This is a genomic window from Psychrobacter sp. H7-1 (assembly GCF_904846585.1).
Classification (GTDB): domain Bacteria; phylum Pseudomonadota; class Gammaproteobacteria; order Pseudomonadales; family Moraxellaceae; genus Psychrobacter; species Psychrobacter raelei.
Genome location: NZ_CAJHBH010000010.1, coordinates 62,006 through 74,414 on the forward strand (window position 1 = coordinate 62,006; position 12,409 = coordinate 74,414).

Annotated in this window: 10 protein-coding genes, 2 tRNA genes and 1 pseudogene; 11 read left to right on the forward strand and 2 right to left on the reverse strand. The window is 46.4% G+C overall.

The features are described from left to right. The first annotated feature begins 29 nt into the window (after window positions 1-29). The 11 genes from JMX92_RS05155 (at window position 30) to JMX92_RS05205 (ending at window position 11,160) form a co-directional block, all read left to right on the forward strand. Window positions 30-239 (forward strand): cold-shock protein, encoded by a 210-nt coding sequence (locus tag JMX92_RS05155; RefSeq protein ID WP_011959622.1) that lies wholly within the window; start codon window positions 30-32, stop codon window positions 237-239. Between the two features lie 310 nt (window positions 240-549). After that, on the forward strand, window positions 550-2,886 hold the full coding sequence (locus tag JMX92_RS05160; RefSeq protein ID WP_201544330.1) for an FdhF/YdeP family oxidoreductase: 2,337 nt from the start codon (window positions 550-552) through the stop codon (window positions 2,884-2,886). A 31-nt stretch (window positions 2,887-2,917) separates the two neighbouring features. After that, the gene (locus JMX92_RS05165) at window positions 2,918-4,057 is read left to right on the forward strand and encodes a formate dehydrogenase accessory sulfurtransferase FdhD (protein WP_201544332.1); all 1,140 of its coding nucleotides are present in this window, start codon (window positions 2,918-2,920) and stop codon (window positions 4,055-4,057) included. A 112-nt stretch (window positions 4,058-4,169) separates the two neighbouring features. Beyond that, a complete protein-coding gene (gene tilS, locus JMX92_RS05170; RefSeq protein WP_201544337.1) occupies window positions 4,170-5,747 on the forward strand; it encodes a tRNA lysidine(34) synthetase TilS in 1,578 nt (525 codons plus the stop codon). A gap of 297 nt (window positions 5,748-6,044) precedes the next feature. Beyond that, window positions 6,045-6,893: a pyrroline-5-carboxylate reductase gene (gene proC / locus JMX92_RS05175; protein WP_201544338.1), complete on the forward strand. Its 849-nt coding sequence runs from the start codon at window positions 6,045-6,047 to the stop codon at window positions 6,891-6,893. Between the two features lie 112 nt (window positions 6,894-7,005). Continuing rightward, window positions 7,006-7,572, forward strand: a complete 567-nt coding sequence (locus JMX92_RS05180) for a YggT family protein (RefSeq protein ID WP_011959627.1) — start codon at window positions 7,006-7,008, stop codon at window positions 7,570-7,572. A gap of 236 nt (window positions 7,573-7,808) precedes the next feature. Then, window positions 7,809-7,898: transfer RNA gene (locus JMX92_RS05185), tRNA-Ser, on the forward strand. A gap of 139 nt (window positions 7,899-8,037) precedes the next feature. After that, window positions 8,038-8,114 (forward strand) — tRNA-Arg (locus tag JMX92_RS05190). A 263-nt stretch (window positions 8,115-8,377) separates the two neighbouring features. Next, window positions 8,378-9,040, forward strand: coding sequence for an RDD family protein (locus JMX92_RS05195; protein WP_201544339.1), 663 nt, complete (start codon window positions 8,378-8,380; stop codon window positions 9,038-9,040). 237 nt (window positions 9,041-9,277) lie between these two features. Continuing rightward, a complete protein-coding gene (locus tag JMX92_RS05200; RefSeq protein WP_110816052.1) occupies window positions 9,278-9,757 on the forward strand; it encodes a hemerythrin domain-containing protein in 480 nt (159 codons plus the stop codon). A 302-nt stretch (window positions 9,758-10,059) separates the two neighbouring features. Next, window positions 10,060-11,160, forward strand: coding sequence for an alkene reductase (locus tag JMX92_RS05205; RefSeq protein ID WP_201544344.1), 1,101 nt, complete (start codon window positions 10,060-10,062; stop codon window positions 11,158-11,160). Between the two features lie 119 nt (window positions 11,161-11,279). Here the strand turns inward: JMX92_RS05205 and JMX92_RS05210 are convergent, their stop codons facing one another. Both JMX92_RS05210 and JMX92_RS13495 read right to left on the reverse strand, forming a co-directional pair. After that, window positions 11,280-12,017 (reverse strand): pantothenate kinase, encoded by a 738-nt coding sequence (locus JMX92_RS05210; RefSeq protein ID WP_011959631.1) that lies wholly within the window; start codon window positions 12,015-12,017, stop codon window positions 11,280-11,282. Between the two features lie 191 nt (window positions 12,018-12,208). Continuing rightward, window positions 12,209-12,409: pseudogene (locus tag JMX92_RS13495) on the reverse strand (hypothetical protein); the annotation flags it as partial.

The window sequence follows — 12,409 nt, forward strand, 5'->3', positions numbered from 1 at the left end:
CATTATGTTTTAAAATTAGGATTATATATATGTCAGATACTATCAAAGGTACAGTAAAGTGGTTTAACGAAGCTAAAGGTTTTGGCTTTATCGCTCCAGAAACTGGTCCAGACGTTTTCGCTCATTACAGCGAAATCGCAAGCTCAGGTTTCAAAACCTTAGCTGAAGGCCAAGAAGTTGAGTTCACTGTAACTCAAGGTGCTAAAGGCCCACAAGCCCACGGTATCACAGCTATCTAATTAGCGATGATGATTTAAAGTGGTGATCATTAAACACTCATTACTTTAGATGAATCAAAAAAAACGAGCCTTTGGCTCGTTTTTTTTCGTCTTAATTATTTATAATTTTCGGTCAAGGCCAAACAGTTTTGAAGATTTTTGTTAATCGACCTGCCAATATAAATACCGCCTTGTATACTGGTTAGTTAGCATATTGGCCATATGGCCTTTAGCCAGCCTTTGTGTGAATACGACTCATACAATACAGTAAATATAAGGCGTTATACTAAACTTGGGTTAATAAACACTGTTTTTGGTAATAAGGATTGTTATGCGAAAGATACCGGTTTATAACCACCCCGCTGCGGGTTGGTCGGCGTTGATTGATTCTTCTCGTGTGCTTATGGATTATAAGGCTTTTTTGCGCGGCAGCTTAAGTGTGTTTGGCAGCAACCAGCCCAATGGCGGTTTTGATTGCCCAGGCTGTGCATGGCCTGATCACAAATCGCATAAGACCATAGATGTCTGCGAGACGGGCATTAAGGTATTAGCCAGTGAGGTCATGAGCGCTAAGGCCGATGCTGACTTTTTTGCCAAGCATACCGTCAGCGAGCTGCAAGGCTATAGTGGTCATGAGCTTGAACAAGTAGGTCGTTTGGCTCAGCCCTTACAATACGATGCCAGTCAAGATAGGTATGTCCCCATTGCGTGGGAGGCCGCTTTTGAGCGTGTGGCTGAACACTTACACCGTCTTGAGTCACCGCATCAAGCGATGTTCTATACTTCGGGCCGAGTGACCAACGAGCCGGCCTTTTTATTTCAACTGTTTGTTCGCAGCTTCGGCACCAATAACTTACCTGATTGCTCAAACATGTGCCATGAGCCAACCTCAGTAATGCTCAGTCGTCAGCTGGGCGTGGGCAAAGCGACTGTGGTATTAGAAGATTTCGAGCAGGCCAAACTGATATTGATGTTCGGCCAAAACCCGGCTACCAATCATCCCCGTATGCTCGAGATGCTGGCACATGCTCATGAGCAAGGCTGCCGCATAATCTCGATTAATCCGATGCGCGAGCAAGGGCTTAGCCGCTTTAGAAATCCACAAAAAGTGACCCATATGGTCAGTGGTGGCAGTGACCCCATGGTAGATGAGGTCATCCAAATCCAAATTGGTGGTGATGTGGCACTGCTCACGGGCCTTGCCAAATGGCTGATTGAGAATGACAACATAAACCATGAATTTATTGATCAGCATACCTCAGGCTTTGATGCCTTAAAAGCATGGGTTATGACCCAAAACTGGGCAGATATTGAGCGTGGCTGCGGCATTGACCAAGCTAAGATTGTGAGTCTTGCACAGCTGGTGGCGGATAGCCCCGCGACCATTTGCACTTGGGGTATGGGGATTACCCAGCACGTCCAAGGTGATGACAATGTGGCCATGATTACCAACTTGCTGCTTATGATGGGTATGATAGGCATAACGGGTGCCGGTGCTTCTCCGGTACGTGGCCACTCCAATGTGCAAGGCGATCGCACTATGGGTATTCATGAACGCCCATCTCAGGCGCTGTTAGACAGATTACAGCAGGTATTTGAGCGCCCGATGCCACAAGAGAACGGCTACGATGTGGTATCCGGTGCTAAAGCCATGATACAAAAAAAGATAAAAGTATTTATGAGTATGGGTGGCAACTTCTCAGTGGCTGCGCCTGATACGCATGCCATCCAGCACGCTTTAACTGACAATCAGCTCAATGTCTTTGTGGGTACCAAGCTTAATGAAAGCATGCTGTATCCAGGCGAGGACAGTTTAATTCTACCGTGCTTAAGCCGCACTGAACGCTATATTACTAGCCGCGGAGAGCAGTTTGCCACTATTGAAGATTCGATGTGTCAAGTGGTCAGAACTCAAGGCCGCCTAAAGCCAATGAGCGATCATCTAAAGTCGGAGGCACAGATTGTGGCCGGTATAGCGAACGCCTTTTTTGGTAAAGACACCTCTATTAATTGGTCGATGATGGCAGAAGACTATGATGTGACACGCAATTATATTTCTCAGGCAATCAAAGGCTTTGAGAACTTTAATCAGCGCATTCGTGAAGTGGAGCGCGGATTTCATCTGTATCACCCAGCCCGTCATCATAAGTGGGAGACTGAGTCGGGTAAAGCGCAGTTTGAGGTGCCAAAATACGACATTACGTATGTGGCAGATCAGATGGCCAGCCAAGCAGATACCAAAGCGGATCCTGCCCGAGCGCAGATGGTCTGGCAGCTGACCACAGTACGCAGCCATGATCAGTTTAATACCACCATCTTTGGTCTTGAGGACAGGTATCGTCAGACCACGCGTCGTGATGTGCTATTTATGCACCCTGATGAGATAAGCCGTCTGGGTTGGCAAGCGGGTGATAAAGTAGTGGTATCACGAGTCGACAGTCAAGGCGGCGCTCGCAGCTTAGGCCCTTTGGTATTGACCCAAATGGACATTGCGGCCAATGCGGTGGCGGCTTATTATCCTGAGTGTAATGACTTGATAGACTTAGACAGTCATGCCTTGGAGTCTTTAACGCCCTCCTACAAGTCGGTTACGGTTACCTTAAAAAAGGTAGACTTAGATGAACAACAACAAGCGATATCCGAGCCCAGCACTACAGCGACCGCTTAATGATGACCGATTTAACACTAATTAAGGCGATATGGACAATACAGCAGCACATTTTGACTCACAGATAGGCGTGCCGGCGGAGTTACAACGCCGGTTGACTCGAGAGCACAGTGCGCAAATGCACCGTTTTACGCGCAGTGATGAGCCGTCTATAGGTGGTGGCAGCTGTGTTAGCAGTCGTACCCCCACTAAAGATGCTCAGCCATTACAGATTGAGACCCATCTGGCTACGTTAGCAGTAGAGGCGGCAGTGGCTTTGGTCATCAATGGCATTCATTATGCGGTGCTGATGGCTAGCCCCGCTCAGCTTGAGCATCTGGCACTGGGGTTTTTGTACAGTGAAGGCTTGATACAGCACAGTGGTGAGCTGCTCGACTGGGAGATTACCGCCATTAATAGTGTTGAGGACTTACAGGCTTTCGCACCCGCGAATGAGTCACGTCTTATTGAGTCACAAGCTGCCGTAAACTGGGCGCATCTGCTCAGTGATTATGAAGCGTACGTCGTCACCTTAGTGCTCAATCAGCGCTGCCATCAGCGTATTTTAGCGCAGCGCCGGCAGCTGGCTGGGCGTACAGGCTGCGGAATGTGTGGAATGACCGGATTGCAGCAGGCTTTGCCGGATTTAAGCGCCTATAGTCGTTATGCTACAAGCGATGAAGCATCAAGCTCCCCCAACTCCCCAGTACAGCCTGTCAGCGTAGAGCAAGCGGCATATGGTCGTGGTGATAACGCTATGAATGGCCGTGCTGATAATGGCTCGCCTAATAGCAGTGCCGACAAGCAGACACGTCCAAACCTAGAGCAGTTATTACAAATTAGAGCACTAATTGAGTCGACCCAAGCCACGCATCAGCTAACGGGCGCAGTACATGCAGCAGCAACTTGGCATCAAGGAGAGCTGTACTTGTTTGAAGATGTCGGTCGACACAATGCACTGGATAAGCTTATTGGGTGGCAGCTGCGCAATCAAGTGGCGTTAGAGTTTGTGGTCATGACCTCAAGACTGTCTATTGAGCTGGTTCAAAAAGCAGTGCGTTGTCGTCTGCCTTGGCTGGTTGGTATGTCAGCACCAACCAGTACTGCGGTACGGGTGGCACAGCGTTATGGGCTGGGCTTAGCCGGCTTTTTGCGAGATAATAGAGTGACTTATTATGGTGATAATGTGTAGGCGTGCTTTTTAAGCCGTTATTTTAATACGTTACTGTTTGCAGGTTAGTTTTTTGTAGAGCAGCGCTTGCAGTGCAATGGTTGACAGACTGGCTAAGAGGCCACAATTTATTATGACTACCCCTGTCTGTATTTCACAGGCCTTTATGGACAGCTTTCATGCCCATCACGCACAGCTACTTGGTAAACGGGTTTGGCTGGCTTGTAGTGGGGGGCGTGACTCTTTAGGACTGGCGCTATTGTGCCGTACTTTGTTCGATCAAGGTCGGCTGCCTTTTTTGCCGCAGCTCATTCATGTCAATCATGGGATGCAAGCTGCCAATGATCAGTGGGCGCAGCAAGTGGCTCAGTGGGCACAGCAGCATGATATGGCCTGCCAAATTATTGGTCTTAATTTAACTCATAAAAGTGAGCAAGCAGCGCGCGATGGTCGCTATCAAGCCATGATGCAGCTGATGAATCAAGATGATGTCTTAATACTGGGCCATCATCAAGATGATCAGGTCGAGACTTTATTGATGCGGCTGTTTAATGGAGCCGGGGTGACGGGTTTGGGCGCCATGCGTGAGTGGACCTCAAAGCAGGCTTATACTGCGCAGTCGCCATCAGATGTTAATAAGCCGCGTCAGCGCATTTTTTTGTGGCGGCCATGGCTAGAGATTAGCCGAGCTCAGATTACTGAATATGCCCAGCGCCACAATCTAAAGTATATCGATGACCCGACCAATGTGGCACAGTCGCCATCAAAGCTTGCTTTGCAGACGCTAAATGATAGAGCTTGGCTGCGCAGTGTGTTGTTGCCGCATATCACTGAGCGCTACCCGCAAGCATCTGAGGCCATGGCGCGTACGGCGCAGCTTATGCAGCAGGCCAGTGACAGTATTGATGAGCAAGTGACGCAGGATTTGGCGCAGGTGGCTTTAGCCGCTACTGAGCAGCAGTCTGTGATTGCGCTAGATAAGCTGGCAGGGTTATCTGCATCACGGCAAGCGGCGCTTATTCATCACTGGCTCGCCCCGCACCCTAATCAATTGCCACCCTCAAAGCGCCTAGTGGATGAGGTGCTTGCACTTAGCTTTCGCCAAGACAGCAACCACCAAACTTGTCTTTATTTCGATGCTGGCAGTGAGCAGTATCAAGTACGCCGTTATCAAAATAAACTGTATCGCTTACAGCACGCCTATGCCCAGTGGCTACAGATGATGCCGCATCAAATACACTTACCGCTGGCGCACAATGCTGAGGAGCTATCTTTAAACCTAGCAGATACCGATGTTTTATCTTTAAAGCAGTCGGGGCTAGAGTTTGATTGGCAATTAACTGGGGTGAGGGGGTTGATGGCACATTTAGCCCGTTTGTTAAATAGCACTGATGCTAAAGTAACTTCCTCTGAGCTTATCTTTGAGCCCTTGCCTCGGACAATTAAACTGGCTCTGGCGGGACGTAGTGGGCGTAAGTCGGGCAAAAAGCTGCTACAAGCTTTAGATCAGCCAAGCTTTATGCGTGGCTCTGTGGTGCTGTGCCGCTTAGATGTGGTGGGCTCTGATGGTATCTTGCAGGACTCATCCACCGCTGTCCCCTTATTTATTATCTGTATTGATAGAATTTGGGTGCTGCAAAGTCAGTTTACCGCTTTAATTAATCAGTTTCTGGCCACTGAGGTTCTAAGCACTCAGATTTTAGAGTGTTAATGTCTAAATAGCTGATGTCTAAATGCCAAAACTTTAAGCGCTTAAATAAAATCATATCCGTCTAACTTAAGTGCGAAACCATAACCATATCTATTCATTAAAATCTTAAGAAAAAGCGCTGCGAGCATTTGCCTGCTGCGTCAATACTATAATCTGTAAACTGATGTGATACACTAGCAGCCATATCAGTACAAATTTTGTGCGCCAAAATAAACACACAGATGTGACACGTAGTGTTAGACCGGAAGTCTAATTTCGCCCAAAAAATTAGGGTGCGTGAAACCAACAGGAGTAATCATGTCAGAGCTTAAAGGTAAAAAAATCAGCTTCATCGGTGGCGGCAATATGGCCCAAGCCCTTATTAGTGGTTTATTAGGAAGAGGCATTAAGCCAAACGATATTACCGTAGCCGACCCTTCACAAAATATTCGCGATGTCTTAAAAAGCCAAAAGATAAACACCGTAGATCCGACAGGCACGACCGATACCAACAATCCCCAAATTGCCGCAAAAACAGCGGATGTGATTGTGTTGGCAGTTAAGCCTCAAGTTATGGATAAAGTGGTGGCTGATTTTGCTGACGTCTTGGACAGACAATTGGTTATTTCTGTGGCGGCAGGTTTGTCTACCGACAGCTTAAGTAAAATGCTTGGCGGCTATCAGAACATTGTCCGCGCTATGCCCAATACCCCAGCTATGATTCAAAAAGGCGCAACCGGTCTTTATGCCAATGACAGCATTAGTGAGACCGACAAGCAGCTTGCCGCGACACTTATGGCCGCTTCAGGCTTGGTCAGCTGGGTAGAACAAGAAGAGCAGCTGCATGCCGTAACGGCCGTATCTGGCTCAGCGCCGGCTTATTTCTTTTATATGATTGAGTCGATGATTGAAGCAGGTGTGGAGCAGGGACTAGATAGAAAGCAGGCGGCTGCTTTGGCGATGCAAACTGCTTTGGGTGCCGCTCAAATGGCCATCACCAGCGGCGAAGCACCCGCTGAACTGCGCCGTAAAGTGACCTCTCCAAACGGCACTACGCAAGCGGCTATTGAGTCACTACAGCAAGATGATTTTGCCGGTATCATTAAAAAAGCGATGCAGGCTTGTTACACGCGTAGTGAACAGATTAGTCAAGAGCTGGCCGACTAATGATATAGCGCTAATTTTTACCGCTTTGCTTTAAGCGCACAGTTATTGTTTAAGCAACTAAATAAACCTGGTCGTCGCCCCTTTATATAACGAATGAGTAAGAGTACGCTGAATGAGTCTTTCGTATGCCCTATTTAACATGGTTGTAAACTTTGCCATGCTACTGGTTTTTATCCGCTTTATGCTGCAATTTGCAGGTCTTGAGCGCAATCATCCTTATGTTGAGCCTGCGTATAAAGCCACTCAAATTGTGGATCTGTTTGGTCGTATCTTCCCTACCGTTGGTGCAGGACGGGTGAACTTAGCGGCGGTGATGCTGCTATTTTTATTAAAGCTCATTGACATCTCAGGCAATGCAGCGATTGTGGGTCACAGTTACACGCCCATTCGTTTGTTCTTTGAGGGCACACTGCAGTTAATTCTAAGCTTCTTGAGTGTGGCACGTTATTTGATTATTGGCTCAATTATTATTAGCTGGATAGTGGTATTTACCCAAAAGATGCACCCGATCTTTGAGCTGATTATGCAAATGGCTGAGCCCATCTTAGCGCCTTTTCGCCGTATCACACCAAGCTTAGGTATGTTAGATCTATCGCCTATGATAGCTATTTTTGGTCTACTGTTGATTGAGATTTTCGTTCAGATCATTGCCAACAACTTGTTGCCAATGATTGGCTAATTGCCAACCCACCTCTCTTACCTAAATGCTATTTGTGATGGGGAAGAAATGAAAAGGCAATAAAATAGGGCGAGTAGGGCAATAAATGAGACGATATGGGCTTTATTTGCAGAAAGTTTGCAGAAACTTTGAAATCTGGCTTGCAAAGTCGATTTAGTTTGTTATAATACTCGCCCACAACATGAGGTAACTGGTTAAGTTAGCCAATGATCAAATGTTGTCGTTTTAGCAGTTTCGGTGAAGTGGGTGAGTGGCTGAAACCGCACCCCTGCTAAGGGTGTATACGTTAACGCGTATCGAGGGTTCGAATCCCTCCTTCACCGCCATTTTTTTTGAAAGATTTAAATTTTTAAAAAAATTCAAAAAAAAGGTTGACTACTAAAAAAAACTGGCTATAATAGCCATCCTGTTAACAACGAGTGGTAACACACCAGCAGTTGCTAACACAGTAAGTTAGATAAATATGCGCCTGTAGCTCAGTTGGATAGAGCACTTGGCTACGAACTAAGGGGTCGGGAGTTCGAATCTCTCCAGGCGCACCATCTAACATTACATTAAATCAATCGCCCTTGTTTGGCGATTTTTTTTATGCCTGTTGGTTTTTCAGCAGCGCAGTCTTTCTCTTTTCTCTCCTCTTTCTTTTCTCTCCTCTCTTTCCTCTCCTCTTTCTTTTCTTTGTCTACCTAACCGTCTATTTATTGAAAAAACAGCTGGGTGTATCACCACTACCAGTTTGTGTAAAATACGCTACAATAGCGGCTTTGCTTCTTTTGTCACTTATAAATATCGGGTGGTCTGTACAACCATGTCAAAACAACGTCGTTCTAACCTGTCTAAACCTCCCACAGCATCCTCTGAAGAGGGGTTACGTCCTACGGGCATTGAGGGGGTTAGCGTCTCAGGTGAGCCTGAAATCGCCAAAGCAGCCATTCGTGTTATTGCCATTGTCTATGATGGTATGTTGATCTTGGCCTTGTTGTTTTTGGTGGGGACGGTATTGACGGTGCTTGGCACTATGATGACGATGGAGACGGGGGTGACCTCAGATCAGGCGCAGACTTTGCCTGCGTGGTATCGTAATCTGGTGCTAACGCCAGCCTTTATTGTGACTTTAATTGGCTTTTATGGGCTATTTTGGCGTAGAGCAGGGCAGACGCTAGGCATGCAGACGTGGCGCTTAAAGACGGTCGATAGCCAAGGTCAACTGCTGACTTGGTCTAAGACGGTGAAGCGTATTTTGGCGGCCTGCGTGGTACCTGTGATATGCGGCATGATTGGCTATGCTTTTCATAATTCACGTTCAGCGATGCTGTTTAGTGCCTTTTTTGGTCTGATGTTTAATTACTTGTTTTGCCTGTTTAATCGAGGTGGGTTGGCAGTACATGACATGCTCTCTGGTACTGTGACCCTAAAAATGCCTAAAATCCATCACGAAGGCTTATTTAAATCGCTTAGAAAGAAAAAATAGCCTTTTGTTTATCCTGTTTTGGCCAAAATCACGCCAGGTTTTGGGTGGTGAATACGGCATAAATAAGAATGGCTTTCATTAGTCACACGCCCACACAAAACTTAGTCTAACTAAGACAGCAATTGGCACCTGTTATGTCTATAATAATTTGATAAGCCGCTGGTTATAATATAGGTTTTTAGGTTATAGCCAGCTTAGCTAATTTGAAGCATTTATGGATAAATTTTGGAGAGAGCGATGAGTAACAGTAGTGGTGTGGACTTTGATCAAGATATTTTTGCTGCGTTAATTGCTAAGCATGACATTCAGCGCGATCTGTGTGATCAATTAGAAAAACAAAGCGATAACGATAAGCGCAAAGCACTCTATCAAGAACTAAAACTTGAGCTGCAAGCACATGCGGCGGCTGAAGAGCGCCATCTATATATTCCGGTAATGCAGCACGATGAAGGCCTAGATTTATCACGTCATGCCATCACCGAGCATCATGAGATGGACGAGATGATGGAAACGCTAGATGATGGTCGTATCAGTCAAGAGACTTGGGACACCACCTGTGCTGACTTAATTGAAAAAGTACGCCATCACCTAACTGAAGAAGAACAAAAATTCTTTAAACAAGCCCGCAAAATATTGGATAGCGATTTGCAGCAGCGTCTGGGGGCATTGTATCAAGTAGAGCATGATGAATTTGAAAAAACCCATGCCAATGATTAAGCTTGTGTGGCCAAAGCAAGTTCAAAAACCCACTTTTTAGTGGGTTTTTTATGGTCAGTATACAAATAAATTGTAACGACCGGTCTAATCTGCTTTAAATTTAAAAAGATAACCGCCATAATAGCAGCCACTCCCGCTCATCTTTCTGCCCTTATACGGTTGCCATTAGCTATTAAGCCTTAATAATGATGGCTTTTGTGTTAACTATGAGCCATTATGGCGCTAAATTATCCAACTCATAAACCGATAGGTTTAGTGCAGTAAGACAGTGAAACTTTATGAATAACTAAAAAGGAAGTCGCATGGCATACGCCCCGTTATTTAACCCCATTAAGATGGGCAACCAAACCTTTAAAAACCGTGTATTTATGGCGCCTTTGACCCGTCTGCGCTCTATTGAGCCCAGTGATATGCCCACCATATTAGCCGCTGAATACTACTCACAGCGTGCAGGCTCAGGTCTGATTATTACAGAGGCCACTCAAGTGTCGTTGCAGGCCAAAGGCTACGCAGGTGCACCAGGTCTGCATAACGAGGAGCAGGTAGCAGCATGGAAAGTCATTACCGATGCTGTACATGCCAAAGGCGGCAAAATTGTGGTGCAGCTGTGGCACACCGGCCTGGTATCACACAACAGCGTACAGCCTGATAATAAGGCGCCTATTTCAGCCTCTGATGTTGATGTTGGTGTCCGTACTACCTTACGTGATGACCAAGGTGCTCCTATCCGTGTTGAGGCCACAACGCCTCGTATGGCAAGCTTAGAGGAGATTAAACAAGTCGTCGCAGATTTCGCTCAAGCGACCCAATATGCCAAGCAAGCCGGCTTTGATGGTATAGAGATCCACGGTGCCCACGGTTATTTATTACATCAATTCTGGGCGGAGCATACCAACAAGCGTACAGACAACTATGGTGGTAGCCGTGAAAACCGCGCCCGCTTAATGCTTGAGGTTATCGATGCTTGTGTGGCTGCTTGGGACCAAGATCATGTGGGCATTCGCATCTCGCCACTGGGCAGCTTTAACAACGTTGATGTGGGTTATAACGAAGATGAGGCGATTTGGTTGGTTGAGCAAATCAACAGCCGTAACCTTATGTATCTGCATATGTCTGAGCCAGACTGGGCCGGTGGCACGCCTTATTCAGAAGCTTTTAGACAAAAACTACGGGCGGCTTTTAACAACCCTATCGTGGCCGCTGGTGGCTATAGCGCCCAAAAAGCGCAGGATTTAATTGAAGCGGGCTATATTGATACGGTGGCCTTTGGTCGTGATTATATCGCCAACCCAGATTTAGCAGAGCGTCTCCAAAAAGATGCCGCGTTAAACGAGCAGCATCCTCAAACCTTCTATGGTGGTGGTCTACAAGGCTATATTGACTATCCATTTATGAGCCAATAAGCGTGTCATAGACGCGCTCTTAATAGCGGTCTATATTAAATAGCAGCGCACATAAAAAATCCCCAGTCTAGGCTTATAGGCTGGGGATTTTTTTTGGCTAAGTATTTGATTTTTGCCGATTAGTTTTGGCGGCTTGGCTCATCAAAATAACGCATTAATCCGTTTAGCAATAAGCTTTCACGGATATGAATGGGGACGGTGAGGTGCTGAGCTAAAATAGGCGCATCTCCTCCTGTCAAGATAAACTCATAGTTGGGGCTGCGGCGTGCAATCTCATTAATGGCACCAACAATGGACAATAAAATCCCGCGGTGCACGGCATCTGAGGTCGTGGTGCCCTCACTGATGCTATTAAAAGTGCCCTCAACAATGCTAATTTGTTTGGTACCAGAGAATAAAGCTTCACGTTGCAGATAAATACTGGGGAAAATATAGCCGCCTAAATGATGGGCATGATCGGTCAAATCTATGGTCAAAGCTGTACCGCAGCCTACGATACATTGGCGTTTTTTATTGTCTACCGCGCCCAAAATCTGCAACCAGCGGTCCACCCCCAATTGACTGGCATCATAATCACTACTGAGCAGTGGGTGGCAGGCATCCACATGCACAAATTCAAAAGCAATATCGAGCGTAGACAGCGACTGAGCCACTTGCGCGTTCACCTCGTTACCAAGTACCGAGGACACACCAATAAACTCAGGTGCCAAATTGGCAAAGCGGTCAGTTAGACCGATTAACAGCTCAGCGGGCGCCTGCAAATGTTGCTTGGCATCTGAGGTGATGATTTGTCCCACATCATCCGTGAGCCAGTATTTTAATCGGGTGTTTCCCAAGTCAAGCCATAGCTTTGCCATAATTGCATCCTTACGGTTTTGTTCGCCTGACAGGGCATGTGTGGCCACAAAAAGTCCTGAAATAGCCCCCTTAAATAAACAAGAGAGCAATAAGAGACGAACAAGCTTTTAAAAAGAGGCCAATAATAGCAGTTTATGCTTAAATGGGGCAAAGCGAAGACAAAAAAAAGACGCCATAAGGCTAATGCCAGTCAGTTAAGGCTGACTGGTATTTTTTTGGGATATTTTTGTGGTTTCCCCTTAACCACCCTCGGGCAAGATCGCTTTCTACGTTCAGGAATAACAAACAATTTTCCCTCCTCTAAAACTGCATCTAACAACTTAGGGAAGAGTCCTGCAGCCTGTAAAACTGCATCTAACAACTTAGGGAAGAGTCCTGCAGCCTGAAAACT